General features: G+C 65.7%; 21 protein-coding genes. 15 read left to right on the plus strand and 6 right to left on the minus strand.

What is annotated here, in order from left to right; genetic code table 11:
- Positions 1–104: 104 nt before the first annotated feature.
- The 4 genes from rpsI to NC7_RS11735 all read right to left on the minus strand — a co-directional run bounded on the left by rpsI (position 105) and on the right by NC7_RS11735 (position 5,164).
- The gene (gene rpsI, locus NC7_RS11720; protein WP_084458401.1) at positions 105–626 is read right to left on the minus strand and encodes a 30S ribosomal protein S9; all 522 of its coding nucleotides are present in this window, start codon (positions 624–626) and stop codon (positions 105–107) included.
- Positions 623–1,066, minus strand: coding sequence for a 50S ribosomal protein L13 (gene rplM, locus NC7_RS11725; RefSeq protein ID WP_022567307.1), 444 nt, complete (start codon positions 1,064–1,066; stop codon positions 623–625). Before rplM ends, rpsI begins: the two co-directional genes overlap by 4 nt.
- Before the next feature lie 185 nt (positions 1,067–1,251).
- The gene (locus tag NC7_RS11730; RefSeq protein ID WP_236573271.1) at positions 1,252–2,544 is read right to left on the minus strand and encodes a hypothetical protein; all 1,293 of its coding nucleotides are present in this window, start codon (positions 2,542–2,544) and stop codon (positions 1,252–1,254) included.
- Positions 2,545–2,629: 85 nt separating this feature from the next.
- Complete coding sequence (locus tag NC7_RS11735; protein ID WP_067981916.1) at positions 2,630–5,164, minus strand: FHA domain-containing protein; 2,535 nt, start codon at positions 5,162–5,164, stop codon at positions 2,630–2,632.
- Positions 5,165–5,271: 107 nt separating this feature from the next.
- Here NC7_RS11735 and NC7_RS11740 point away from each other — a divergent pair, with 107 nt between their 5' ends.
- Complete coding sequence (locus NC7_RS11740; protein WP_067981919.1) at positions 5,272–6,717, plus strand: neutral zinc metallopeptidase; 1,446 nt, start codon at positions 5,272–5,274, stop codon at positions 6,715–6,717.
- On the opposite strand, the gene NC7_RS11745 is transcribed toward NC7_RS11740, so the two are convergent.
- Positions 6,714–8,018, minus strand: coding sequence for an FHA domain-containing protein (locus NC7_RS11745; protein WP_067981922.1), 1,305 nt, complete (start codon positions 8,016–8,018; stop codon positions 6,714–6,716). The two genes, NC7_RS11740 and NC7_RS11745, sit on opposite strands and share 4 nt — an antisense overlap.
- 206 nt (positions 8,019–8,224) lie before the next feature.
- Here NC7_RS11745 and NC7_RS11750 point away from each other — a divergent pair, with 206 nt between their 5' ends.
- The 14 genes from NC7_RS11750 to NC7_RS11815 all read left to right on the plus strand — a co-directional run bounded on the left by NC7_RS11750 (position 8,225) and on the right by NC7_RS11815 (position 26,423).
- The gene (locus NC7_RS11750) at positions 8,225–9,352 is read left to right on the plus strand and encodes a DUF7373 family lipoprotein (protein ID WP_236573269.1); all 1,128 of its coding nucleotides are present in this window, start codon (positions 8,225–8,227) and stop codon (positions 9,350–9,352) included.
- Positions 9,353–9,400: 48 nt separating this feature from the next.
- Complete coding sequence (locus tag NC7_RS11755) at positions 9,401–10,600, plus strand: DUF7373 family lipoprotein (RefSeq protein WP_067981928.1); 1,200 nt, start codon at positions 9,401–9,403, stop codon at positions 10,598–10,600.
- On the plus strand, positions 10,597–11,832 hold the full coding sequence (locus NC7_RS11760; RefSeq protein WP_067981930.1) for a DUF7373 family lipoprotein: 1,236 nt from the start codon (positions 10,597–10,599) through the stop codon (positions 11,830–11,832). Before NC7_RS11755 ends, NC7_RS11760 begins: the two co-directional genes overlap by 4 nt.
- A 76-nt stretch (positions 11,833–11,908) precedes the next feature.
- Positions 11,909–13,438, plus strand: a complete 1,530-nt coding sequence (locus NC7_RS11765; RefSeq protein ID WP_067981933.1) for a serine/threonine-protein kinase — start codon at positions 11,909–11,911, stop codon at positions 13,436–13,438.
- 147 nt (positions 13,439–13,585) lie between these two features.
- On the plus strand, positions 13,586–14,800 hold the full coding sequence (locus NC7_RS11770) for a DUF7373 family lipoprotein (RefSeq protein ID WP_157101943.1): 1,215 nt from the start codon (positions 13,586–13,588) through the stop codon (positions 14,798–14,800).
- A gap of 4 nt (positions 14,801–14,804) precedes the next feature.
- Positions 14,805–16,004, plus strand: coding sequence for a DUF7373 family lipoprotein (locus tag NC7_RS11775; protein ID WP_444979996.1), 1,200 nt, complete (start codon positions 14,805–14,807; stop codon positions 16,002–16,004).
- A gap of 269 nt (positions 16,005–16,273) precedes the next feature.
- Positions 16,274–17,416 (plus strand): DUF7373 family lipoprotein, encoded by a 1,143-nt coding sequence (locus tag NC7_RS11780; RefSeq protein ID WP_236573268.1) that lies wholly within the window; start codon positions 16,274–16,276, stop codon positions 17,414–17,416.
- A gap of 11 nt (positions 17,417–17,427) precedes the next feature.
- The gene (locus tag NC7_RS11785) at positions 17,428–18,654 is read left to right on the plus strand and encodes a DUF7373 family lipoprotein (protein ID WP_067981986.1); all 1,227 of its coding nucleotides are present in this window, start codon (positions 17,428–17,430) and stop codon (positions 18,652–18,654) included.
- Positions 18,655–18,659: 5 nt separating this feature from the next.
- The gene (locus NC7_RS11790; protein WP_159372849.1) at positions 18,660–19,871 is read left to right on the plus strand and encodes a DUF7373 family lipoprotein; all 1,212 of its coding nucleotides are present in this window, start codon (positions 18,660–18,662) and stop codon (positions 19,869–19,871) included.
- 92 nt (positions 19,872–19,963) lie between these two features.
- On the plus strand, positions 19,964–21,565 hold the full coding sequence (locus NC7_RS11795; protein WP_067982678.1) for a serine/threonine-protein kinase: 1,602 nt from the start codon (positions 19,964–19,966) through the stop codon (positions 21,563–21,565).
- Positions 21,566–21,716: 151 nt separating this feature from the next.
- Entirely contained in the window at positions 21,717–22,826 is a 1,110-nt protein-coding gene (locus NC7_RS11800) for a DUF7373 family lipoprotein (protein WP_157101944.1), read from the plus strand.
- An 8-nt stretch (positions 22,827–22,834) separates the two neighbouring features.
- Positions 22,835–24,031 (plus strand): DUF7373 family lipoprotein, encoded by a 1,197-nt coding sequence (locus NC7_RS11805; RefSeq protein WP_067981996.1) that lies wholly within the window; start codon positions 22,835–22,837, stop codon positions 24,029–24,031.
- Entirely contained in the window at positions 24,031–25,266 is a 1,236-nt protein-coding gene (locus NC7_RS29045) for a DUF7373 family lipoprotein (RefSeq protein ID WP_157101945.1), read from the plus strand. The genes NC7_RS11805 and NC7_RS29045 overlap by 1 nt, the downstream gene beginning before the upstream one ends.
- 26 nt (positions 25,267–25,292) lie before the next feature.
- Complete coding sequence (locus NC7_RS11815; RefSeq protein WP_157101946.1) at positions 25,293–26,423, plus strand: DUF7373 family lipoprotein; 1,131 nt, start codon at positions 25,293–25,295, stop codon at positions 26,421–26,423.
- Positions 26,424–26,537: 114 nt separating this feature from the next.
- Here the strand turns inward: NC7_RS11815 and NC7_RS11820 are convergent, their stop codons facing one another.
- Positions 26,538–26,822 (minus strand): hypothetical protein, encoded by a 285-nt coding sequence (locus tag NC7_RS11820; RefSeq protein ID WP_067982005.1) that lies wholly within the window; start codon positions 26,820–26,822, stop codon positions 26,538–26,540.
- Between the last annotated feature and the right edge of the window lie 15 nt (positions 26,823–26,837).

Raw genomic sequence — 26,837 nt, forward strand, 5'->3', positions numbered from 1 at the left:
GAGCAGGCGACCAGCCGTGCTGGAAGCCTGCTCTCGCACACGTGCTCCGCCGACGGTACCGCCTCAGCCAAAGTAGGCGAAGACGGCGGTCGACAGTGCCGAAATCAGCGCTTCGAGTACTGAGGCGCCTTACGGGCCTTCTTGAGGCCGTACTTCTTGCGCTCGGTGGCACGCGGGTCACGGGTCAGGAAGCCCGCGCGCTTGAGCGCGGGGCGATCCTCGGGGGTGACCTCGATCAGCGCGCGGGCGATGGCCAGACGCAGGGCGCCTGCCTGACCCGACGGGCCGCCACCGACCAGGCGAGCGTAGATGTCGAAGCTCTCGACACGCTCGACGGTGACCAGCGGGGACTTCACGAGCTGCTGGTGCACCTTGTTCGGGAAGTAGTCCTCGATGGTGCGGCCGTTGAGCTCGAAGTTGCCCGAACCGGGAACCATCCGCACGCGGACGACGGCTTCCTTACGGCGGCCGACGGTCTGCACGGGACGATCGATCACGATCGGCTCGTAGGAAGCCTCGTAGACGGTCTCGCCGTCTTCGTAGCCTTCGCCGTCTTCGACGACCTCGACCACGGTCTCGTCGACCGCGTCGAACTCTTCGGGGGTGAACTCTTCAGGAGCGGTCACTGGGCCACCTGCTTGATCTCGAACGGAACCGGCTGCTGCGCGGCGTGGGGGTGGTTCGGGCCTGCGTAGACCTTCAGCTTGCCCGCGATCGCGTTACCCAGCTTGTTCTTCGGGATCATGCCCTTGACGGCCTTCTCCACGAGACGATCGGGACGGGTCGCCAACACCTCGCCGACAGTGCGCGACTTGAGGCCGCCCGGGTGTCCGCTGTGGTGGTGGATCAGCTTGTCCTGCTTCTTGTTGCCGGAGATGGCAACCTTGTCCGCGTTGATGATGATGACGAAGTCGCCACCATCGACGTGCGGTGCGTAGGTCGGCTTGCCCTTGCCGCGCAGCAGGCCAGCGGCCTGCACGGCGAGACGGCCGAGGACTACGTCAGTGGCATCGATGACGTACCACTTGCGGGTGACGTCACCTGCCTTGGGGCTGTACGTAGGCACAGTCGTTCCCTGTCTGTCGTCGGTGTTGCCGGCCAAAGTCGTGCTGGACCTCGGCTGACGTCGAGGTTGTCCCGGCGGCCGGTGGAGACCCGGGACATCGCGCAGACACCGAACCGCGAACGGGTCGGCGTTCCACACGCCAGCGGCCAACGATACCAGCCGGGTATGAGACCCCCGCAATCGGACTAGATGACCACCGGTGGTCCCGGGTCGGTGGCGCGGGCCGGACCGGGGATCAGATAGCGCAGGTTGTCGATGCCGGGGGCGGCACACCCGCTCGCGCGGGCCGTCGTGATGCCCTCGGGCGGGGTCGTGTTGGCGTAGGGGGTGAACGCGCAGTCCGGGGCGGCGGCCGCGCGGGCGGTGTCGGCCTGCCAGCCGGTGGCCGCGAGCGCGAGCGCGCCGAGCACGGCCGGTGCGCCGAAGAACCCCTTCTTGACCTTGCCCAGGAGCTTGCCGCGCTGGTCGGCCTCGTCGTCGAGGGCGTGGCGCCCACCGGTCTGGGCGGGTGGCCCGGCGACGAATCCGGCCGGTCCGGGCGGCTGGGCCGCGGGCGGGGCGGTCGGGGGCGCACCCCAGCCGACCTGCGCGGCGTAGGCCTGACCCGGATGCTGCGGGTCGGGGTGGTCGTCCTCGTCGAACGGCTCGGTGACCAGCAGATGCGCGGCACCGAGCACCAGCGCGTGCATCGGATGATCGGCCACCTGCAACCGCTGCCCGAGGTGGTTCTGGAACGCCAGGCGCAGCGCGTCGTTGAAGCACACATTGCCCGCGAGCAGCACCGTCGAGGTGTCGGCGCCGATGGAACGGGCCGCGGCCATCGCCTCGATGACCACGTTGTCGGCGGTGCGCGCGTCGCGCAGCGCCTCCGGGTTCACCGAGACCTCGACCGATTCGGTCGGCTGCTCGTCGTCACCGTGCACCGCGACCACCAGCAGGGTGCGGCCGTCGGAGTAGATGCCGGTGGCCCCGATGCCGGTGTGGTGCCGCTCGCTCGGCGGCGAGACCAGACCGAGCGCGCGCAGGTAACCCGACAGCGCCACGCTCTCCGGGAGTGGTTCGACGACCACGTCGAGCTGTTCGACCAGCCCGGCGTAGACCTCGACCTTCTCCTCCGGCCAGCTGTCCGGATACGGCAACGCCACCAGCTGCGGTTTGCCGCGCAGGTACTTGCCGACGGCGGCCAGCGGGTTGTAGAGCCGGGCCCGGAACACCAGTTCGGCGGGCCAGGTGGCCCCCGCGATCACGATCTGCGGGTGCCCGAGGATGTCGCGCACGTCGGCGATCGCCATCCCCAGATCGGGTCGCTGCCGGTCGACACCGGCGGTGTGCAGCCTGCCCGCCGCGTCGGCGAGCAGGTAGGCGGGCGGGGTGTAGGTGCCCTCCACCTGAACCGGGCGGATGGGGGTCTCACCGCCACCCGCGGCGACAGACACCACATCCCACCCCAGATGCAGGGCGCCAACTCGAACGGTCACAGGCTCAAGTGTGCCCGGTCGGCGCACGACACGCGCAGTGTGTCCACCGAAACGGCCGCTACCTGGGCGACCATGCCGCAACCGCTCATGCCTGCGACCGCTTCAGACGCAGGCGGGTCCAGGTCAGGAAGGCCAGAGCGGCGGTGATCACGAGCACCATCGCGATGTCGAGGATCCAGATCCCGATCGAGTGCGTCCACAGCGAATCGTCCTGCGCACCCCAGAACAGGTTCTTCAGGTCGACTGTCGACGCGCCCGAGGCATAACCCCAGCGGGCCGGGAACAGGTACGACACCTGCTCGAGGCCGACGCGGTCGGTCACCGGGATCAGGCCACCGGCCATCACCAACTGCACCATGATCATCACCACGAGCATCGGCATGACCTGCTCGTTGGACTTGGCCAGGCTCGACATCAGCAGACCGAACACCACACAGCACACCGCCGTCATGGCGATGTCGATGTAGAGCTCGATGCTGCCGTTCGGGATCAGCGACCCCGCACCGGGCGGGTTCTTGCCGAGCAGGGTGATGCCGATCAGCACCGCCGACTGCAGGAACGCGACCACGCTGAACACCGCGATCTTGGCCAGCAGATACGCCGAGGGCAGCAGCCCGACCGCGCGTTCCCGATGGAAGATCGTCCGCTCGCCCACGAGGTCACGCACGCTCAGCGTCGCGCCCATGAAGCACGCACCGAGAATGAGCACCACCAGCAGCTGCTGGGTTTCGCTACCGCCGGACTTGGCGAACGAACCGTCGGGTTGCGCGACGAGCGGACCCGCCGCGAAGCCGTTCTCACCCGGAACCACCAGCGACAACGCGCCGAGAATGAACGGCAACACCACCAGGAACACCAGGTAGCCGCGGTCGGCGAAGATCAACCGCAACTGCCTGCGGGCCAAGGTACTGAACTGCCGCATACCACTGGACTGCGGCGGCGCACCGGCATTGCCGCGCTGCAACGGCTGCGGCGGCGGTGGCGGTGGCACATAGGCCTGGCGCGACCGATACGCCGCGAAGGCCTGGTCCGGGTTGGCCGCCACATTGGCGAAGATCTCGGCCCAGTCGCTGGTTCCCATGGCCGCGCCGACCCCGCCGGGGTGACCGGCGAACGCGGTCTTACCACCGGGCGCGAGCAGCACCACCTGGTCACACATGTCGAGGCAGGCCACCGAGTGGGTCACCACGATCACCACGCGACCGGCGTCGGCGAGCTCGCGCAGCATCTGCATGACCTGCCGGTCCAGCGCCGGGTCGAGGCCCGAGGTCGGTTCGTCGAGGATCAGCAGCGACGGACCGGTGAGCAACTCCATCGCCACCGACGCGCGCTTGCGCTGACCGCCGGATAGCCGGTCGACCCGCGTATCGGCGTGCTGGGTGAGCGAAAGCTCCTGCAGCACACCGTCGATCACCTGCTGTCGATCGGCCTTGGTGGTATCCGGCGGCAGACGCAGCTCGGCGGCGAAGCCGAGGGCCTGGCGCACGGTGAGCTGACGGTGCAACACGTCGTCCTGCGGGACCATGCCGATACGCGAACGCAGCGCCTCGTACTCGGCGTGCAGGTTGCGGCCCTCGAAGGTGACCACACCGCCCGAGGGCTGGGTATTGCCCGCGATCAGCTTCGACAGCGTCGACTTACCCGCACCCGAGGGGCCGATCAGCGCGGTCAGCGTGCCACGCCCGGCCTGCATGTTCACGTCGACGAGCAGCTGCTTGTTGCCCTCGACGGTGAAGCCGACCCCGTGCACGGTGAGCCCGAGCTCGGCGACCGGCTTCTGCCGGTGCACCAACGCACCCTGGGCGACGACGAAGTCGATGTTGCCGATGGTGACGATGTCGCGTTCGCGCAGCACCGTGCGCTGCTGGCGGTGACCGTTGACGAACGTGCCGTTGGCCGACCCCAGGTCCTCGACGACCAGCCCCTCCGGCGAGGACACCAGTCGCGCGTGCTTGCGCGAGGCCAGCGGGTCGTTCACCACGATCTGGTTGTCGGAGGTGCGGCCGATGCTCAGGCCGCCGGGCGGGATGCGGTCACCGCGCGCCACCGGTTCGGTCGAGGCCGACTTGCGCACCGGCGGCAGCATCGAGGAGTCGGCGCGGCGGGTCATGTTGATGTTGTCCTGCGGCGCGACCGGCTGCGACGGCAACTGCGAGGTCGGCACATACTGCGGTCGGGCGGGCGGTTGCTGCTGAGGAGTCGGATGCGACGGCGGCTGGAAGGAGGGTCGTTGCGGCGGACGGTGCTGTGGTTGCTGCTGCGACGGCGGCGCGACCATGGTCGCCGCGTGCCGCGATCCCGCCCCCGGCGCCGCGGGCACGAGGTGCAGCAGCGGCCCGCTGATCGCGTCGCCCAGGCGCACCTGGGTGGGCCGGTCGATCGAGACCGGCTGACTCAGCCTGCGTGCGTCGACGAAAACGCCATTGGTACTGCCGTTGTCGGCGAGCACCCAGGCACCGTTGGAGAAGCGCAGAGTGGCGTGCACGCGCGAGACCAGCGGACTGTCCACGAACAGGGTGACCTCGGGCGCCCGGCCCATGGTGATCTGCTGGCTCGCTTCGAAGACTCGTTCGGTTCCATCATGGCGCACGGTGATGGTCTGCGCCCCCGGTGAAGACATGGAGCGGATACTATGCCATCACCCGGACATCGGCGGTGCCCCCGAGACGGCTTCACACCCGATCCGGCGACCGACCTGCATGTGTATCCGGCCGATCAGGGGGACCGATGCCGAAAGGCCAAGTGCTCGTTGCCATCACCGCCGTGCTATGCGCGCTGCTGAGTGTGGGCTGCACGCGGGCGGTCGACGGTCGAGCTGTCTCGATCTACGACGACCCCTTCCAGGTGGCCGGATTGCCGACCACCGGTGGCCCGAACGGCCCACGCCCGGGCGTCGCGGATTCCTCGCTCACCGCGTCCAACGGTGACGGCGGCGAGGTCGACGCCCTCGCGCTCAACGCCATCGAAGACATCCAGACCTACTGGGAGTCGGTGTTCGACACCGAGTTCCGTGGGGAGACCTTCGACCCGGTCACCACCCTGATCTCCTGGGACGCGCGCGCTTCGCGCAGTTCGGCGGTCGAGTTCTGCAAGGAGACCACCTACCACCTGGTGAACGCCGCCTACTGCCGCAGCGACAACTCCATCGGCTGGGACCGGGCGATGCTGCTGCCGACGATGAGCGAGACCTTCGGCCCGATGTCGGTGGTGATGGTGCTCGCCCACGAATACGGGCACGCCATCCAGACCATGGCCAAGATGGTCACCAAGAAGACCCCGGTGCTGGTGAAGGAACAGCAGGCCGACTGCTTCGCGGGCGCGTTCATGCGCCACGTCGCCGAGGGCAAGTCGAAGCACTTCACCATCAACACCTCCGACGGCCTCAATTCGGTGCTGGCCGCGACGGTTTCGATTCGCGATTCCGATCCCGACGATCCGGAGAGCGTGCACGGTTCGGCGTTCGAGCGGGTCACCGCGGTGCAGATCGGTTTCACCGACGGCGCGCGTGGCTGCAAGGGCATCGACGAGGACGAGATCGATGCGCGCCGCGGCAATCTGCCCCAGAGCTTCGCCCACGACCACGGTCGCGGCGAGTTCCCGATCACCCAGAGCAACCTGGTGGAGCTGAGCAAGGCGCTGCAGGCGATTCTGCCGGTCCAGAAGTCGCCCGCCTACGACTATTCCGGGTCGCGGATCGACTGCGACGACGGCGCGGTCACCGACCCGGTCACCTACTGCCCGACCAAGAACGTGATCGCCACCGACGTACCCGGCCTCGCCGAACGCGGTTCCGTCGACGACAGCGACGACGGCCCGCTCCCGGTGAAGGTGAGCGGCGACTACAACGGCTACGTCCTGTTCATCTCCCGCTACACCCTCGCCGTGCAGCGCGCCAACGGCCAAGCGCTCACCGGCGCGAAGACGGGGCTGCGCGCGGCCTGCCTGTCGGGCGTGGTCACGGGCAAACTCGCCGAGCCGGGCCGCCCGGTCAGCCAGGGCGACATCCAACTCTCGGCGGGCGACCTGGACGAAGCGGTCTCCGGCCTGCTCACCGACGGCCTCGCCGCCAGTGACGCCGAAGGCAACACCGTGCCCAGCGGCTTCTCCCGCGTCGACGCGTTCCGCGCGGGCGTCCTCAACGGCGCGACAACCTGCGAGTCGCGCTACAGCTAACCGAACGGGGGCGGGGCCGCAGGTTCGTAGCGCAACACCCGGTTACCGATCATGATCTCGGTGCCTGGCACCAGCACCAGCGGCTGGTTCGGAGTGAGACGGATCCAGTCGCGGTAGCCGGGCAGGCGACTGCGAGTTCCGTTGGTGGACCCACGATCCAGCAGTTGCACGTCCCAATTCACCAGGTGCACTTCGGCATGCGCGCGGGACATGCCACCGGAGGTGTCGTCGATACGCAACGGGACCAGGCCGCGCCCGGCGGCTTCGGAATTCTCCGGATCGCGCCCGATCACGGCGTCGGTGGCCAGCAGGTAGGTCATGCCGTCGTCGAGGACGAGCATGCCGAGCGGCGGACGGACCACCTCGGCCAGGGCCTGGGTCTGGTCGACCGGCATGCCGCACACGGTGCAGAACGCCGAACGCGGGTCGCTGGGATGCGCCCGCGCGCATTTGAATCCCATCACCTTCACCACCAGCACCGTCGATCTGGCGGTCGCCTCGAGCCGTCGTTGCAGGTCGGGGTCGGGTTCGGGGGCGGGGTTCGTCCCGGCGGCGGCGCGGGTCTCGGCGTTGTTCGGGTCGGCGAGTTCGTGGCTGGTGCCGGTCACCGCGTCCAGCATCGAGGTCGCGGGCTGCATGCCGGTGGCGGGCGCCTCGACCGGGCGTGAGTCCTGGTGCGGTGCACGGGGTTCGCGGTCGATCCGGGCGGTGGGTGGCGGCAGGCGGCGCGCCTGCGGTTCGGCGGTGCGCACCCGGCCGCGCACATCGTTGGCCCACACCACCGCTCCGCCCGCCTGGGCGATGCCCTCGACCAGCCAGCCGATGCCGCGTTCGACGGGCAGATCGGGGATGCGACCCTTCGCGTCGTCGACGAACAGCGCCACACCCTTGGCGGGTTCGGCGGCCACCCGGTCGACCGTGAACGCGGCGTCACTACCCCGGTAGTACTCGGGCCCGTGCTCACCGGCGAGCACGGCGGTCACGGCGCCGTGCAGGAAGATCGCGACGCCACCGTTGTCGGCGGCCGAGAGCACCCCGAAGTCGATCGGCACACCCGGGGAGATCTGCTCGGCGTGCTTCATCAGCCACCGGGTCGCCTCGCGCGCGACCGAGGCGCCCGGGCCACTCGGTTCGGCCTCGACGGCGGTGCGAACCAGCTCGGCCAGCGATTCCAGGGCGACGGCGGCGGTGGATTCGGGGGTGAGCCGTCCGGGCTGTCGGTGCGCCACCGCGATCACCGCTCCCGCCACGTGCGCCACGGCATGGGCGCCGGGCACAACTTCGACCTGCCGATCCCTCACCGGTATCGGCCTCCACCGGGACTGCGCAGCAGGGTCGTCGCCATGACATCCAGACTATGGCAAACCCCTGCGCTTAGGGCCCCCTGGGCGTGCTTGTTCCGGTAACTTCACACGTACAGCGGGAGGAATACCGAGGGGCAGTCATGATCAGGATCCGCGTCGCGTTCGCATTGTCGGCAGTCACGATCGCCCTCACGGGTTGCGCGGTGAGTGGCTCTCCCGTGGCGGGTGAGATCGATGTGCGCAAACTCGAGGTCGGCACGTTTTCCGTGGACAAGCGCGCGCACGACGAAAAGGCCGGGAGCGCGGGCCCGCTCGTGGAGGGGATGCGGATGTCGGGCGCGGTGCCACCGACGCTCCGCATCGATCCGTCGATGTCCTACGGGCGTGGGTCGACCGTGATCCCGTCGGTTGACCGCGCACTCGACTTCATCGCCAATGTGTCGCGTCCGGTGTTGGAGAATCGCAAGTTCGTCACCGGTTACGTCACTCTCGGCGCCGATCGTGCCGATCCCGACGGCAGCAAACGTCCCGGTGCCGACGCCACGGCCATCACCACCGCGGTATTGCGTTTCCCCGACAGCGCGTCGGCGACGCTGGCCGCCCGCGAACTCGAGGACGTCGACCTCGCCGTCTCCCCGGACAACCGCAAGTTGGCCTCCACCAAGTATCCCGAGGCGTATGTGCACTGGCGTCCCGGTATCCCGACCGTCGGCGCCTTCCACGCGCACAAGGAGTTCGTGATCTCGCTGTTCGTGCAGCGACCGCGCGCCGACGCCGACGATCTCGTGTCGTGGATCGATATGTCGCTGGAAGCGAGCCTGGCTCAGCTCGCGAAGTTCACTCCGACGCCGTACGACAAGCTCGCCGATCTCCCCGTCGACCCCGACGGACTGCTGGCCCGCGCCGTCGTCGACGACACCACCGAGACCGAGCCCGACCAGCACACCTTCGCCGTGTACAGCCCCGATCACATCGTGAGCCGCGTCGACGACGAGACCGCCCGCGACCGTCTCCTCGAAGCCGCGGGCGCCGACCGCTACGCCCTGGTCGAGGGCGGCGCCATCGCCCGAGTGCGCGATCAGGCCGGGGCCGAGGCGCTGATGCAGGGCTTCATCGACTCGGCCGAACACTACGACTCCGTGTCGGCGCCCACCGATGTGCCCGGCGCGAAATGCTTCCAACTCAACGCGAACGGCAACTCCGACATCGACTCCAGATACCGCTGCTACGTCCCGTACAAGCGGTACCTGGCCATCGTCGGTGCCGAGCAGGAACCCGAGATCCGGCAGAAAGTCGCCGCTCAGTACGCGCTGTTGGCCAACAGTTTGTAGGTCGGCAGAACGGGTTACTATTCCGCCGACCGTTCGTTTCGGGGAGGAATGATCGCCGTGCTGTCGAGGAAACCGGCCTGCGCCGCGCTGGCGACCGTCCTGCTCACCGGCTTGCTGGCCTGCGGCACCGGCGACGAATCGCCCGTCGCGAGTGACCCACCGGTCGACCTCACCACCCTCGATGTGGGCAGCTACCCCACCCAGCCGCGCGAGGTCGGCGCCGTCGCCGGCATGGACCAGGCCCGGTTCATCGAGGCCGAACGCCTGGGCGACCACGTGCCGACCCCGGCCGACATCGATCCGCGTTTCATCCACACCAACCCGACGATCGCCTCGGTATTCATCGACCCCGAGGCCGCGCTCGGCAAGATCATGGCCGTCGACCGGTTCGCCGAGATCGCCCCCGACTTCATCGGCGGTTTCGTGAGCTCCGCGCAGACCGCGCCCGACAACCGGGGCATCGACATGGTCAACGCCGTGCTGATCTTTCCCGACGCGCAGCAGGCCAGCGCCGCCGCGACCGCGCTGGAACGACTCGATTTCGGCTACGCACCCAACAACCAGCCGATCGAGATTCCGGGTTATCCTGCGGCGAAAGCACATTGGCAGCCCGACCAGCAGTCGATCGGATCGTGGTTCGCCACCGGTCATCTGGTGATCTACACCTGGTTCTACGACTACCTCAAGATCTGGCTCGGCAAGGTCGACAAACAGGCCCTGCTCGACCTCACCCGCAAGAGTCTCGACACCATCGTGCCGTCGGTCGCGAACTTCACCCCCACCGCGGATCTGCTGACCCTGCAGCGCGACCGCGAAGGCATGCTCGGCCGCACCGCCCCACGCCCCCGCGAGGACTCCTGGCTCAACCCGCCGGGGGTCTACGCGGGCCGGACCGCCCGCCATTTCACCTCCGATCCGGTGAGCATGACCGCGATGATCGCCGACCAGGGCATCGACCTCTACGCCAGCGACGGCGCCGAGGTCTACCGGGCGCGCGATATCGCGGGCGCGCAGGCCGCGCGCGACGAATTGGGTGGTCTCACCCGCAAATTCACCGCCACCGATCCACCGAAGAACCTGCCGAGCGCCAAATGCAAGGAATACATCGGACGCAATCAGCGCTTCGCGATCCGCTTCTACTGCGCGATCTCCTACGACCGCTACGCCGCCTACGTGTGGTCCAACCAGCTGCTCGACGTCCAGCAGCGCGCCGCGGCCCAGTACGCCCTGTTGGTGAACGCGTCATGAGGATCCGCCGTCTCGCCGTCGCCTTGGTCGCCGTCGTCCTCGCGGGCTGCGGGTCCGACCTGACCGGCACCGCGCTGCCCGCCGAGATCGATATCCGCACACTGGATGTCGGCAGTTTCCCCACCGAACCGGTGAACGCGCACGACGACGACCCCGTCCCCGACTTCTACGAGATGTACAACGTGGCGGGCATGCGCATCGCGAGCCACGTCATCGACGCCGCGGCCATCGACCCGAGGATGAAGTACGGCACCGGTGCGCGCGCCATCTCCGACGGGACGATCGCGTGGGAGTTCGGTGACGACAGGGCGCTCGAACCGATCGCCGAGAAACACAAGATGCTGTACGGATTCCTGTCGACCGGCGCGTCCAGCGACTCCACCGTGAGCTCGATGAGCTGGCCGTCGAAGGAGCCGACGAACAAATTCACGGCCGCGACCGTGGTGCTGCAATTCCCCGACGCGGCCGCCGCCAGCGCGGCGGCCCAGGAATTCCACGATGTCGACCTGGCCGCCATGGAGGGTCGCAACCAGCCGGTGAGCATCCCCGGTTATCCCGGTGCCCGCTCGCACTGGCGCCCCGACTCGCCGTTCCTGCGCACGCTGCTCCCCCACGGCCCGTATGTCCTCGGCTTCCTGCTCTCGGTCGACAAACCCGACCAGAACGCCCTCACCGCGCTGGCCGCCACCGCCTACGACAAGCAGATCAAGGCACTGGCCGACGTCCCCGTGCTCACCGACGAAGAGATCTACGGCCTCCCGTTCGACCCCGACCACCTCCTGGTCCGCGCCCTCAATCCGGACCAGTTCACCTTCCCCGACGGCGACGGCTCACACACGGTAACCAGCCCTGCGGGCGCCCTTCACTACGCCGGTGCCCCCGGAGTCCCGCTGTCCCCCGAACGCGACCGGATCGCCGAACAGTTCACCGCGATGAAGGCCGAACAGGTCGCCTTCTCGCACGGCACCATGACCATCCGCACCGCCGACCCCGCCTCGGCTCAGCGCGCCGTCACCGACAAACTCTTCCCGCACCACCACAAGGCCGACGCCGCCGCACCGCCCAACCTCCCGCACGCGGCCTGCACGGAGAACCGGACCTTCGACGGGGCCAAGCGGTTCACCTGCCTGGTGGCCTACAAGGAATACGTCGGTGTGGTCGGTGGCAGCCAATTGCTCGACGCGCACCAGCGTGCCGCGGCCCAGTACGCGTTGTTCGCCAACACCCGATGACCGCCCCGTGTGTGCCGGTTTCGCTATGCTCCGGCCCGAGCAGGTCAGGATGCACCGAGTCAGGAGATCGTGAGATATGGCGATGAGCCCCGGCACCATCGTCGGCGGGTACCGGATCATCCGGAAGCTCGGCGCGGGCGGGATGGGCTCGGTCTATCTCGCGGCCCATCCCAGCCTCCCCCGCACCGACGCGCTGAAGATTCTCAGCGCCGAACTCAGCAACGATCCCGAATTCCGCGCCCGATTCGAACGGGAAGCCAATCTGGCTGCCGGACTTGATCATCCGAACATCGTCTCGGTGTACAACCGAGGTGAGGAACACGGCCAACTGTGGATCGCCATGCAGTTCGTCGAAGGCACCGACGCCGCCGCCGAACTCGCCCGCGACGCCACCGCCATGACCCCGCCGCGTGCCCTGCGCATCACCACCGAGGTCGGCAAGGGCCTGGATTTCGCGCACCGGCGCGGCCTGCTGCACCGCGACGTCAAACCGGCGAACTTCCTGCTGTCGAGCAGTTACGGCGACGACGAGGAACGCGTCCTGCTCACCGACTTCGGCGTCGCGAAGTCCACCGACGACGCCTCCGAACTCACCCAGACCGGCAACTTCCTCGCCACCATCGCCTACGCCCCACCGGAGCAACTGTCCGGCGCCCACCTCGATCACCGCGCCGACATCTACAGCCTCGCCTGCTCCTTCTACAAGCTGCTCACCGGCCGAAACCCGTTCCCCGCAACACAACCGGCCATGGTCATGATGGGGCACCTGCACGAACCACCACCACGACCGACCACTGTCCGCCCCGACCTACCACCGGCGATCGACCATGTCATCGCACGCGCCATGGCGAAGAACCCGAACGAGCGCTTCGCCACCTGCCGCGAGTTCACCGACGCCGCCACGGCCGCCCTGGTCCCCGGTTCGCATCCCACCGGTCACCACACCTCACCCACCTACCCCGTCCAGGTGCCGCAGCAGTGGTCGCCCACTCCGCCGACAACCACCGCCGCGGTCGCCCCCGCACCGGCGAAGCCGAGAACCAAGCTGCTGCTCGCGGGCGCGGCGGTGGTGGCCGTCGTCGCGGTCGCCACGGGTGTCGGCATCTGGGCCTCGAGCGGCGGATCCACCCCGCCGAGCCCGTCGACCAGCGCCACCCCCACCGCCGCGCTGACCCCCCTCGAGCAGGCCCGCAAGGACAACCCCGCCTTCACGGGCAAAACCGTCCTCTTGGTCGACGTGGCCGCCGACGGCAAACTGGCCACCTACCTCGGCGGCACCCTCCCCACGAAGTTCTTCGAAGACCTCGGCTTCGTCTACAACTTCAACTACGCGAAAACCGGCGAAGAACCCTCCCCCCGCCCGGTCACCAGCAGCACCGCCGGCTTCGACACCCCCGACGACAGCTACATCCTCGCGGTCCGCAGCGACGAAAAGGCAGGCGGTGGCGGCCTCCTCGGCCTCCCCTACCAACTCACCGGCTCCCGAGCCACCGTCATCCCCATCGACGACCCCCTCACCGTCACCGCCATCCGCTCCTGGACCACCACCTCCGAACAAACCCTCCTCTCCCGCCTCGTCCCCGTCCTCCAGAACCGGGTGAAGTAGCAACGGCCGAAAAGCACGGCAGGGGTCGGGGATACGGCCGTGACCGGTGCGCGGCTCCCCCGCTATGATGGCGCCGGGGATGGGGTTGTGCGCGACGCGGGCGCAACCACCGAATGAGCTCGAGGGTTGAGGGGGAGCATGCGACTCGTGCGACTTGGTGCGTTGATTTCGGTCTTGATGCTCGGCTCTGCTTGCTCTGCAACGATTTCCGGCCAAGCCACTCCACGGGCGACCCCGGTGGACATCGCGACGTTGAACACTGGTGCGATCGTCACCGAACCGACCGACTACGAACTCAGATTCGCTTCGTTCCACGCGCAGCGCATCAGGCTCATCGAGGGGAGACGGCTCCTCAACATCTTGGTCCACCCGATCGATTTCTTACCGAGCGTGACCAAGTCGAGCTACACGAAAATCTTCGCTGATGTCGACGAGATGACCGGGACCGGCGGACTTTCCCCGGAGTTCAAAGACGTTGTCTCCGCCAATGATCTGGTCGTCGGTGTCAGTGCGACACGGACGAACGGGAGTATTCGGAACCTCGAATCCATGTTCGTCGGGATTCTGGAATTCGGTACGGTGGCGAACGCCGAAGCAGCCGCCGCCGCCATGTACTCCATAGGAGTGACACGCTCGGACCCGCGGCAGCCGGTGATGATCCCGAACTATCCGGGCGCGCACGGCTCTGCTACGAACAGCAACGTCAACGCTTTCCAATCACACGGACGCTTTGTCATAATCACCGCGATACAAGAAGAACCACGAATCGACCAGAACGCGACAACCGAGAAGATCAAGGCCGCGCTCGACAAGCAGATTGCGGCGCTCGACACGTTCCAAGCGATCGCCTCAGACGATTTGCTCGATCTGCCAGTCGACCAGGACGGCATGGTTCGGCGAACGATGGACAAGTCCCCAGCGGGCGATCCATACGGTATGGGTTTTCACAACGAGGATTTCGGCATATTCCTGCCGTCGGGGATTCTGCATTACGAACGCAACGCCCTCGACACGCGGAAAGCGTTCGACAAGGCGGGTGTCGACCTCATCGGACGTCGCTACAGCACTGTCTATCGAACCCGAGATGTCGAGGCAGCGTTCGCGTTGCAAACCGCTTTGGCGCGACGAGGTAAGGATGACACGGCACTGGACCCGCCGCCGGGCATCGCCGACGCGCAGTGTGTGCGGTTGGCCGAACCGGACAAGAACCGTAACTACAACGGGTTCTGCGTTCTGGTATACGACCGGTACGTGGCCGTGGTCATGTCACTGACGTCTCAGTTGTCCAGCACCCAGCTGGCCGATCCGATATTGCAGCAACGTGCCGCCGCGCAGTATGTAATTCTGACGAAAAGCGAGTGACGAAATGCGAAAGGTTCGCGCGTACAGCGCTTTTTGTGCCCTGGTCATCCTGCTGAGCGCCTGCGGAGGCACAACGGAGCCCGCCCCTCCGGCTGAGCCGAGAGTGGATGTCAGTCGACTTGACTCCGGGAATTATCCCACGACGCCCGCCGACGTCGAACGGACGAGAAGCCCACTTGCGGGGGCTGTCCGAGAGTCCATCATGATCGGCGCCGCGTCGCCGCTGCCGTACGAATACGACCATCGGTTCGTCTACAACTCTCTACAGGTCGGCCGCGAACTCACAGCAGACGACCCGCCGTGGTATCCGGGGACCGACTTCAAGGATACGCAGGAAGCACTGGCAGCCATCCCCGGCGTGGTAGCAGGTTGGATGGCCGCCGGCGCCCGGCGAAACAATATGTTCACCGGCCGTGATATCGCCACGATGGTGGTCCGGTTCACCGACAACGATCATGCGCGGTTCGCCTACGACGAGTTGGCGAGGCGCACGAAGGGTGAACCCGGCGAAATACCCGGCTACTCGGATGCTCGAGTACGGGTGGCACTCATAAATGGATCGTTTTATCGGCAGCAAGATATGCGCGCATGGCTGATACGCGGCGATCTGCTCATCCACGCGGCGTTGAGCGACCCGGTCAGCATCCCCTTCGACACCGCAGCCAACGCCGACATCGTCAAACGTTTCTTCGACAAGCAATTAGCCATGCTCGAAACCTATTCCCCCACCCCCGTTGCCGAGTTGGACAAGGTCCCCTTGGATGTGGACGGTTTGCTGAGCCGTACCCTGCCCGCGGACAGAGGACGCCCTTTCGGCGCGGTGTATCCCAGGCAGGCCCTGTTCCACCTGGCGAATCGCCCGGACAGAATGGCCCCCGCCATCGCTGACGCAGACGTCGACTATTCCGCCGTCGCCGGCGGTTCGGTGTATCGCACACGGGATGCGGCCGCAGCGATCCGCTATCTGGCGGCCAAGGCCGCCGACGTCGCCACCAACTCCAAATACGAACCGATGGAGAGGCCTTCCACCATGCCCGACGCGCGGTGCTACAACGCCAAACCCGGGCAGTACATCATCCTCGATGTCCCGCCGATCTGCCTGACTACTGTGGGCCGCTACGTGATCGGTTCAGTGGGAGCGAATCCACAGGACACTCATCAGCGGCTCGCCGCCCAGTACAAGCTTCTGGCCGGATACCCGTGACTCGGCTTCGCGCAAGATAGCGACGGATCCGTTCGCCGGGCCGGTTCCGCCCAGCGTCTGACAAGGAAGTCATAACCGTCGGTGCGCTACTATGCCCGCGAAACAGATCACCGGGGACGAGGTGAGCCTTCGAGCTCACGATCGGATCGAAAGAGTTGGTTGGAGGGGGAGGCGTGAGGTTCTGCCGTGGCGCATCGATAACCCGTCTCGCAGTTCAGGCGGCAGTCGCGGGCGTCATCACCGCCTCCGTCGCCGGATGTGGCGGACAAGTGTCCGGTTCGGCCACGCGTGAGGCGCCGGACACCACAGGTCTCGACTTCGGCAATTACCAGACCGAACCTCGGGTGGTCGGCAATGCCAAGAGTATGACCCAGGCACGGGCGTGGGAGGCCCAGCGACTCGCGGACCATGTCGCGGTTCCCTTCGAGGTAGATCCCGCGTACGTGCGCGACGCACGGTTCGATTCGTTCGTTCCGAGCACTCAGATCGTGCTGAACCGCAAGGGCCTCGGTGGGCTCATCGTGAACGACACCTTCGACGAGGTCGCCGAAGACCTCGTCGCAGGCTGGCTGAACTCGTGGGCGACCGAACCTGATGCCGAGAACAAGTCGCGCAAGCTACATCTGTCGGTACTCATGTTTCCCGACGCGAAAACCGCGGAGTCGGTGGCACCGATCCTCGAACACGACGACTTCACCTTCAACACTGAGAACGTGAAGGTACCGATCACCAAGTACCCCAAGACTTTCGCGCACTGGCGTCCGTCGGTGTCATCGATCGGCTCGTGGACCGTGCACGACCGCTACATCATCTTCATGAAAATCGATGACGAGACGCGGGCCCCCGACCTGGCATCGCTGACCGGCCAGGTGGAACGAGCGCTCGAGGTGCAGATCCCGCTGCTCGACAAGTTCCAACCGACACCGTCGGACAAACTCGAACACGTGCCGCTCGATCCGACCGGACTGATGGGCCGGACACTCCCGTCCGATCCGGGCGCGCCCGTGCGCGCCCAGCCCGACGGTTTCGCCACGGGCCGTGGCGCGCTCAGCCTGTTCCAAAGTCCGTCGCCGAAGGTGCTCGAGGACTTCTCGAAGTACGGGGTCGACCTGATCGCCTTCGGTGATTCCGTTGTCTTCCGCTCGACCTCCGCCGCAGGCGCCAAAGCCATGTTCCAGGCGGATACCACTACGGACGATCCGAGCGTCAAGGCAGTGAAAACGCCGGACAACCTTCCCGTCCCGGTCAAATGTTTCGCCGACACCTATACCGACGGAAACGGCCAGGAGAAGGTCGTCGACCACCTCTGCTACCTGCAGGTGGACAGATATTCGGTCCAGGTGCGCAACAAGAACCTCCAGGACCTGCACCAAAAGGTCACCGCCCAGTACATCCTGCTGGCCGCACGATGAGGACTTCTCCGATGAGAAACACACTGCGGGCGGCTGGACTACTGCTGGCACTGACCGTCGGATCAGGTTGCGCCGCCCCCATTTCCGGCACCCCGAAGCCCGGCCTGACCCCGGTCGATTTGGCCTCGCTGAAGACCGGTGCACAGATCACCGAGCCGACGGAATTCACGGAGAAGTTCCCGTCGGGCACCTCGGAGCGGATCAGACTGATCGAGGGCCGCCGACTCCTCGATGTGCTCGTGCCTCCGATGGATTTCCACCCCTCGGCCACCGAGCTGGGGTACACCAGAATCTTCGCGAGCCCGGACACCATGTCGAAGACCGGTGGCATTCCCGCGCAGTACAACGAGGCGGTCGGCACCAACAACTTCGTCGTCGGCGTCAGCGCATCACGCACGAACGGCAGCGTGCGGACTCCGGAATCCGGGCTCATCGGCATCCTGCAATTCGCCACCGAACAGGACGCGAAGAACGCGGCGGCGGCGATGTTCCAGGTGACCATGTCCGGCGAGACTCCGCGTCACCCGGTTTCGATCCCCGGCTACCCGAACGCGAACGCGTCCAGCGCCGACGACTCGAGCGCGAACGCCTTTCAGCAGCACGGCCCGTTCGTCGTCGTCAGCGCGGTCGTGCAGGCGGCGCCGGGCGTCGACGGACTCGCCGAGAAGCTCGGGAAGTCGATGGCATCCCAGCTCCCCGCGCTCGACAAATTCAAGATCGTCGCACCGGATGATCTGATGGATCTGCCGCGCGACCAGGACGGCATCGTGCGCCGCACCATGGGCAAGTCGCCCGCGGGCGACCCATACGGCATGAGCTTCTACGACGAGGATTCCGGCACCTTCCTACCGTCGGGAATCCTGCACTACGAGCGTGATCCCGTGCGGGCCCGCAAAGCCTTCGAAGAGGCGGGAGTCGACCTCATCGGTCGCCGCTACAGCACCGTGTACCGCGCCCGCGACGTGGAGGCCGCCTTCAAGCTGCAGACAGCGCTGGCCGCACCCGGCAAGGACGACGCCGAAATCGATTCACCGCCCGGCATCGCCGATGCCCGCTGTCTTCGTCTCGGCGAAGCCGACAAGAATCGCGGCTACAACAGCCTCTGCGTCCTGGTCTACGACCGGTATGTGGCGGTGGTGATGTCGTTGACCTCGGCGTCAAAGACCTCGCTGCAGTCCGATCCGGTGCTGCACGAACGGACCGCCGCGCAATACGCGATCTTGAAGAAGAGCGAGTGACCACGATGCGAAAACTACGTCTGAGCAGCACGCTCGTCGCGTTCGGTCTCCTGTTGAGTGCGTGCGGTGGGTCCGAGGCAGCCACGCCGACCGCACCGGAAATCGATGTGGCCAAGCTGGATTCGGGCAACTACCCGACCACGCCTGTCGATCTGGAACCCACCCGCGTCGCCACCTCCGGTGCGTTGCGGGAGGCGATCCGCATCGGCGCGGCGACACCGCTTCCGGTCCAATATGATTCACGGTTCGTTTTCGCCAAGGGCCAGTCCGGCGGGCTGCACCTCACCACGATCGATGCACCGTACTTCTCCGGCACCGGTCTCGAAGGCGATGCGATCAACGCGACGCTTCCGGGTATCGTCGCCGGATGGGAGACCTCCGGTGATCGCCGCGACCAGATCAACGCGGGCCGAACGGTTTCCACCGTAACTCTTCGCTTCGAAACCGCGGATCAAGCCCTACACGCGGCAACCGAGCTGTCGAACCGCGCACCTGGATCGCCGTATCCGATCCCGAACTACTCCGACGCGCCGGCCAAGCTCGAACCGAAGCCGGTACCACTGCCGTCGCAGAACCTCCGAGCCTGGCTCCCACGCGGAGACCTGCTGCTCTACATCCTGGTGACGGACTGGCTGGGGTTGCCCTACGACCCCGCCGCCGACGCCGTTGTCGCGCAGAAGTACTTCGACAAGCAGATCGAGATGCTGCGTTCGTATTCGCCCACTCCCCTGAGCGACATCGCGAAGCTGCCCCTGGACACCGAGGGACTGCTGAGCCGCACCCTGCCGACCGAGGCCGCGAAACGTCCTGAACGGACAACCAGCAGTTCCGCCGTCTACCCCGCACAGGCCGCGCTGCACGTGGAATCGCACCCCTCTGCCGCACTCGCCGCCTATACGGACGCGGGCATCGACTATGTCGCTTTCGACGCCGCGTCGGTGTACCGCACCCGCGACACAGACGCCGCCGCCCGCTTCCATGCCTGGCTGGACAGCGAAATCAGCGACGACGAGGCTTTCGTCGAGGCCGACGCCCCACCGAATATGCCGACCTTCACCTGCTTCTCGGTGGACCCTAAAGCCACGAGTTCGTTCATGTCGAAGCCGACCTGTCAGGGCACCGTCGGCCGATACGCCATCGCCGTGTCGGCCAGCAGCATGCAGGACGCACACCAGCGAATCGCCGCTCAGTACAAGCTTCTGCACGGTTTCAGCTGATGAACGCGTGGCCGGTGCGGTACCCCGGCACCTGTTAGATTGCCCTGGTTGACACGTGCACTGCGGGGCGCGCGAAGGATGAGGAGATGCGAATGGCCTTGCGGCCCGGCGCAATTGTAGGCGGCTACCGAGTGATCAAGGTCCTCGGTGCCGGTGGCATGGGCACCGTCTACCTCGCCCAGAACCCCAGCCTCCCCCGTCGCGACGCCCTCAAGGTCCTCAGCGGCGACCTGTCGACCGACTCCGAGTTCCGCGCCCGGTTCGAACGCGAGGCCAACCTGGCGGCCGCCCTCGACCATCCCAATATCGTCGCGGTGTACAACCGCGGTGACGAGGACGGTCAGCTCTGGATCGCCATGCAGTACGTCGACGGCACCGACGCCTCGGCGGAAGTGGCGAAGGGACCCGCGCGGATGCCCGCGCACCGGGCGCTGCGCATCATCGGCGAAGTCGGCAAGGGCCTGGACTACGCCCACCGGCGCGGGCTGCTGCACCGCGACATCAAGCCCGCCAACTTCCTCATCGCCGCCGCCGAGGACGGCGACGAGGAGCGCGTGCTGCTCACCGATTTCGGTGTCGCGAAGTCGTCGGACGACGGTCAGGAACTCACCTCGACCGGCAACATCATGGCCACCATCGCCTATGCTCCGCCCGAGCAATTGCTCGGCAGCAAGCTCGATCACCGCGCTGACATCTACAGCCTCGGCTGCTCGTTGTACAAGCTCCTCACCGGCCAGAATCCGTATCCCGCGACGGTGTCGGCCATGGTTATGATGGGCCACCTGCACGAACCGCCACCCAGGCCGACCAGCGTCCGCCCAGACCTCCCACCCGCGATCGATCACGTGATCGCCAAGGTCATGGCCAAGGACCCCGCGCAGCGCTACAACACCTGCCGGGAATTCGTCCAGGACGCTCACACCGCCCTTTTCGGCACACCCATGCAGGCACCGGCCACGCAGGGCTTTCTCACCACGCCGAGCATGCCGACCGCTTTCGCCAGCGGCCCCATGACCGCCGCGACCGAACCGGTCGGTCACCAGCGATGGAACACTGACCCGAGTCGCCCGATCGCCACCCAGACCGGCTTCCACGGCGGTGTTCCGGAAGACGACATCCTCACCGCTCGCAACCCCCGATCATCAGGCACCCGGAAGGGCGCCCGAAAGTTCGTGCTCCCCGGGCTCATCGCCCTCCTGGTCGCGGCCTTGGTCGGTACCGGAGTGTTCATCCTGACCAGGCCTGACGGCACCCCGACCGCCGGTGACCCGATGAGCGACGCCAGGGCCCAGCACCCCGAGTTCAGCGGAAAGACCATCACCGCGTACAACTTCGGCAACTCGAGCCTCTCCGTGGTGCTGAACCCGAGCGACCAGTGGAAATTTCTGCGGGATCTGGATTTCGACTACAACTCGGAGCTGAAGGCGGTCGGTGACGAGAAATCACCGCGCGCATTGTCGGTGGGCGACTACAACATCAAGAACAACACCGACATCATCCTCATCTTCCGGACCGACAGCCAGGCCGGGAACGGCGGTTTCCGTGGTTTGCCGTATTCGTTGACCAGCGGCAATGGCAAAACTGTCATCATCGATGATCCGGCAACGGTCCAGGCGTTCCAGGTGTGGAGCGCCCAGTCGCAAAAGATTCTCATCGACAAGCTGGTGCCGGAAATCGACAAGGCGATCGGCTAGCCTGCGATCTGAGACATCGCGGTGGTGCCACTGCGGCATCAACGCGTCGGGGGATTCCATGAGGTTGAAAGCACGAATGCTGGCGTTGGCGGCGGTGAGTATCGTCGCCACCAGCTGCGGCACCGAGGTAGCGGGCACGGCGGTGCCCGGGATGACGGTCACCGACATCGCGAAGCTCGAGGTGGGCGCGTACTCACCGGAGACAACGGCCTATCGCTTCGACGACTACGCGAAGCCCGCCGACGTGCGCAGACTCGAGTCCAAACGCATGCTGAACTACGTCATCTCGCCGACAGAGGTCGACCCGGAGATCAGCGAACTGGTCGGCGTCTACACCTTCGCCACGGCCGACGATCCGTTCACGGTGCAGGTGATGCCGGAAACATATCGCCCGGCGATGGCCGACAACAAGCTGTTGGCGGGCGCGTACGTCGCCAGAACCAACGGCAGTCCGCGCAGTCTGAAGAAAATGCTGCTCTTCGTTCTTCGGTTTCCGACCGAGCAGGCGGCGCAGCGGGCGAGCGAACAGATGCACGAGATCGCGCGGCAGGAACCGACCAATGTCTTCCCGATCGACGGACACTCGACGGCGCTCGCCTCGTCGAAGAATTGGTCAGCGGGGATGGCCACGGTCCCCAAGGGACCTTTCCTGCTGATCGCGAACTACGGCGTTCCCGAACCGAATGAACCTCAGATGAAAGCTGGGCTGAAGAAGGCATTGGACCTGCAGCTTGCCGAAATGACCGACCTGCAGCCCACACCGTTCGAAGATGTTCTCGATCGGCCGATGGATCAGGACGGCATCATGCGCCGCGCGCTTCCGAAAGCTGAGGATTACTCGGATCCGTTCTCGACGGACCTGGACTTTTCTGTCTATCAGCCCGCCGGACACCTCCATTACGAACGGCGCCCCGCACTTCTCGCCCAGGTCTACGCCGACAGCGGGGTGGATCTGATAGGCAGACGTGCCGGAATCGTTTATCGGGCACGAGATCTCCCAGGTGCGTTCCGACTCCAGAACGCCCTCGTCGGACTGGGCAAGAACGACAGAGAGATCTCTCCGCCACCAGGATTGGCCGATGCTCGCTGCATACAGCAGTACGAGCCGGACCCGGTCCGCAACTACGACCTCCTGTGTGCGGTGGTGCGCGGACGCTATGTGGGTGTCGTCGTCGCGAAATCCAAACTCGGTGCCGCGGTGGACCCGGCACTCTACGAGCGCGCGTCGGCGCAGTACGCAGTCCTGGCGAACAGCGAATAAGGAACTCCATGCGTCTCGATATCCGCGTCTTCGCAGCCCTGCTCACGGTGGGCACTGTTGTCACAGCATGCGGCGGCGACACCGATGTTTCCCCCGCGCCGACTGTCGATCTGAACCAACTCGATACCGGCAACTACCAATCGACACCCCGTGACCCCGAGATCGCGAGAGCTGACGACACCGGCGAGGCTCTCGAAGCGGTGCGCCTCGGTGCGGCTGTTCCGATCCCTTACGATGTCGACCCGAGCTACGGCTTCCAACGGTTGAACTCTCGACAGGTCAGAACAACCTCGAAGATCCCCGGCTCGATCACCAAGATCGACGAGGAAACCTTCCCCACCGTCACCAAGGGCCTCATCGTGGGTTGGCGCACGAGTGGCGAGCGCCGCATCCAACCCTTCCTCGGCCGCCAGGCCTGGATCTACGTCTACCGCTTCGGAACCGCGGACGAGGCCGCGACCGCGGTGCAGCGGATCTCCGAGAAGCAGCAGGAGAACAGCGTCGGCCGCAACGTGGAGATCCCCGGATTCCCCGCCGCGCGGAGCAATTGGACCGGTGCCGCCACCGTGGACTCCTGGATGTCACAGGACACGATGGTGTACGGCGTGCGAGTCGAGGATCCGATGACCGAGCCCCCGGATCCGAGCGCAGCGATCGAGTTCATCAAAAAGGCTTACCTCAAAATCGATGAAATGCTCGACGGCTACATACCCACACCCCCGGCCGACATGGCCGGACTCCCGATAGACACCGACGAAATGCTGAGCCGAACCCTGCCGAGCACTCGGGACAGCTGGATCGGCCCGCTGCCCGAAGGCGCGGTCGAGCCCGCGCAGGCAGCGATCATCCGAGACAAACGTCCCGGAACGACAAAGCCCGCGTTCCTCGACGCGGGAGTGGACTTGGTCTCCAACGAAGGCTCGGTCGCTCGCGTATACCGGGCGAAAGACTCCGACGCCGCTCAGCGACTCCTCGTCGCACTGACCGAGCCCCAAACCGAAGTCCTCAAACCTATCGAGGGCCCACGAAACCTGCCGAACGCCCGGTGTTTCGACCGACGAGACCCCAAGGCGAGCACAACCAGCTACCCACCCGTCTGCTACGTCACATACGACCGCTACCTGGCACGCGTCTCGTCCTACAACATCCAAGACCTGCACCAACGCACCGCCGCCCAGTACAAACTGCTGGCCATCGGTCGCTGATGGGGAACTCGACGGATATGCCTGGCCTCCGGCGCGACAGACGCGCTCTGGCACTTTTCGCCGCCATGATGCTGTGCTCCGGATGTGGATCGACTGTCACAGGAACACCGCAGCCGGGGGCTACCGCTGTCGACATCAACACCTTGCGGACCGGTCCGTTCCGAACAGAGCCCACGACATTCAAGCTCAAAGAAGGACTGGACGAGCCGAAGCAGGTCCGGCTCGTAGAAGCGCGTCGCCTGATCAACCACCTCATCAACCCCGCGGATATCGACCCCGAGGTTCGACTACCAGGGAAACCGACGGTCTTCGCCGCGGCAGAGGATTTGCCGATATTTCAAGGTATACACGAATCACATCGTGCGGTTCTGTCCGGCAATTACAAATTTATCGCCGGGGTCGCCGCAAATCAGGATAATGGAAGCGCGCGAAACCCGCGACAAATTTCGGTGGCGGTGTTCCAGTTCGACTCGAATGCAGAGAGTATTCGGGCCGCAAGAGAGCTCCACCTGATCACTGTGCACACCTGGCCCGGTCCAGATGTTCAGACGAGAGAAAACGCAGACACCTTCAGCTCCGGGCATGGCGGTACTCATCAAGACACCTGGCATGCTTACGGTCCTTACACCATCCTGGTCAGCGTCCGCATTCCCCACTCGTCGGTGGATGAACTCTCGCGAATATCGGACAGTGCTGTCGCCGAGCAAAAGCAGGCACTCGATTCACATAAACCGGTTCCACTGGACGAGGTTCTCGACGTCCCGGTCGACGGTGAGAACGTGATGCGACGCGCGATGGACCACGATGTTCGCGACACCCTGACTTCCGCCGACAGCTACGGCACCTATCAGCCGTCAGGCATACGCCATTTCGAACGCGACCCCGCCGGAGCCGTCGCCAAGTTCGATCAGACCGGGGTCGACCTCATCGGGCGCCGGGCGAGTACCGTCTACCGAACCCGCGATACGGCTGCGGCCTTCCTCCTCCAAACCTATCTGGCGACGAAGGGCAAGGACGACACCGCGCTGGATCCTCCACTCGGAATCGCGGACGCACAGTGCGTACGTTTCGATACCGCCGACAGCCGCGGCCACAATTCGATGTGCGCCGTGGTGTACGGACGATACGTCGGGGTGGTGACGGCGACGTCCATCGGATTCGCGAACTTCGACGCCGACCTACAGGAGCGAGCTGCCGCGCAGTACGCGATTCTGCAGAAGTGTGGGCTCGCATGAGGTGGCGGGTACTTGGCGCGGCAGCCATGGCAGCGGTGTACACGATCACCGGATGCGGCGAACCAGACGCACCGCCGCCCGCAGTCGACGTCAGTACATTGGATTCCGGAAACTATCCGATAGTGCCCCGAGATGTCGAGTCGGTCCGCACACCTGCGGCAGGCGCGATTCGCGAAGCAGTGCGTATCGGCGAGAATGCTCCCATTCCCTTCGAATACGATGCGCGGTTCGCCTACGGTCCCGACTACCCGCGTTCACAGATCATCACCCCACAGGAACCACCGTATATCGACGAATTCGGCCTCGACAGAGCCTCGTTCCACACAGAGTTTCCCGGCCTTGTCGCGGGCTGGCACAATTACGCGACCCGCCGACCGCAAACCAACATGGGTCGCATTGTCGACACATTCACGCTGCGTTTCGAGACACCGGAACAAGCGCGGAGTGTCGTGGAAAAGATGTCCCGCCTTACCCAGGGCGAAACGCGAAGCATCGAGGGTTACCCGACATCGTTGAGCAAACTGGTTTCCGGCGAGACATCGAGACTGCGGACATGGCTGGCCCACGAGGATATGGCCCTCTATATCAAGATCACCGATCACGTGAGTCGACCATTTGTCGAATCAGACAACCTCACGCTGGCGAAAACATTTCTGGACGCACAGATCGAGCGTCTCGCAGGCTACAAACGCACACCTGCAGATGAAGTCGCCGCGCAGCCGCTCGACATCGACGGCCTCCTCAGCCGAACACTTCCGGCCGACAATCCGTTGACCCGCCACACGATCTACCCCGCTCACGTCGCGCTCTCGCTGTCCCAAACACCGGCGCGAACAGCATTGGCCTACACCGATGCGGGCGTCGATCTGGTAGTGCTCGCCGGGGCTTTCGTCTATCGCACCCGGGATGCCGAAGCAGCAGAACGGCTCTCGTCCGCCTTCGACGACACGGACATCGCACCGATTCAGACACCGACAGCCGATCCCCCACCAGGCATTCCAGCCGCTGTCTGCTTCACCGGCGATCCCGACCAGAACATCGCACCGAACTGTCGGTTCACTGTGGGGCGCTACGTCGTCCGCGTCCCCGGCATGAACCTGCAGGACGCACACCAACGCGCTGCCTCGCAGTATCGCCTGTTGGTCGACGCTGAGTGAGTAGCTGCCGACCTCGTCAGTGCATCCACTTCAAAGCAATTCGGCCCCAGGCGCGTGCCTGGGGCCGAATACTGTACGAGAACTGGTGTCGACGAGCGACCATTCTGGAACGAATTAGAAGTTTGCCGCCAGCTTGCCATCGATCTCGCGGAGATCGATCTGGCATTCCATCGCCAGGTTCGTTGCCTGGGTCAGCAGGCTGTTCAGTTCGTCGGAATTGGCGGCCCACTCTGCCTGGCGGGCTGACGCAGCGACCTTCAAATCACCTTCCTGGCTCTCGAAAAAGCCCTTGAAGTCGAGCTTGAACTCTTCGAGGTGATTTTTGATGGCGGTGGCCTTATCCAGGATCCGCTCTGCGGATTCTGTAGCACCGGGGAGTACCTTCTTGATATCACTCATGTCATAACCTCCTGC

The organism is Nocardia caishijiensis NBRC 108228, from assembly GCF_001612825.1.
In the GTDB taxonomy this organism is placed as follows: domain Bacteria; phylum Actinomycetota; class Actinomycetes; order Mycobacteriales; family Mycobacteriaceae; genus Nocardia; species Nocardia caishijiensis.

Excerpts from the sequence above, each read along its gene's own strand:
- NC7_RS11740 (WP_067981919.1), top strand. The coding sequence starts at position 5,272 with ATGCCGAAAGGCCAAGTGCTCGTTGCCATCACCGCCGTGCTATGCGCG.
- NC7_RS11735 (WP_067981916.1), bottom strand. The coding sequence starts at position 5,164 with ATGTCTTCACCGGGGGCGCAGACCATCACCGTGCGCCATGATGGAACC.
- NC7_RS11795 (WP_067982678.1), top strand. The coding sequence starts at position 19,964 with ATGGCCTTGCGGCCCGGCGCAATTGTAGGCGGCTACCGAGTGATCAAG.
- NC7_RS11820 (WP_067982005.1), bottom strand. The coding sequence starts at position 26,822 with ATGAGTGATATCAAGAAGGTACTCCCCGGTGCTACAGAATCCGCAGAG.
- NC7_RS29045 (WP_157101945.1), top strand. The coding sequence starts at position 24,031 with ATGGGGAACTCGACGGATATGCCTGGCCTCCGGCGCGACAGACGCGCT.
- NC7_RS11760 (WP_067981930.1), top strand. The coding sequence starts at position 10,597 with ATGAGGATCCGCCGTCTCGCCGTCGCCTTGGTCGCCGTCGTCCTCGCG.
- NC7_RS11765 (WP_067981933.1), top strand. The coding sequence starts at position 11,909 with ATGGCGATGAGCCCCGGCACCATCGTCGGCGGGTACCGGATCATCCGG.
- NC7_RS11815 (WP_157101946.1), top strand. The coding sequence starts at position 25,293 with ATGGCAGCGGTGTACACGATCACCGGATGCGGCGAACCAGACGCACCG.
- NC7_RS11800 (WP_157101944.1), top strand. The coding sequence starts at position 21,717 with ATGACGGTCACCGACATCGCGAAGCTCGAGGTGGGCGCGTACTCACCG.
- NC7_RS11805 (WP_067981996.1), top strand. The coding sequence starts at position 22,835 with ATGCGTCTCGATATCCGCGTCTTCGCAGCCCTGCTCACGGTGGGCACT.
- NC7_RS11755 (WP_067981928.1), top strand. The coding sequence starts at position 9,401 with ATGATCGCCGTGCTGTCGAGGAAACCGGCCTGCGCCGCGCTGGCGACC.
- NC7_RS11785 (WP_067981986.1), top strand. The coding sequence starts at position 17,428 with ATGAGAAACACACTGCGGGCGGCTGGACTACTGCTGGCACTGACCGTC.
- NC7_RS11790 (WP_159372849.1), top strand. The coding sequence starts at position 18,660 with ATGCGAAAACTACGTCTGAGCAGCACGCTCGTCGCGTTCGGTCTCCTG.
- NC7_RS11775 (WP_444979996.1), top strand. The coding sequence starts at position 14,805 with ATGCGAAAGGTTCGCGCGTACAGCGCTTTTTGTGCCCTGGTCATCCTG.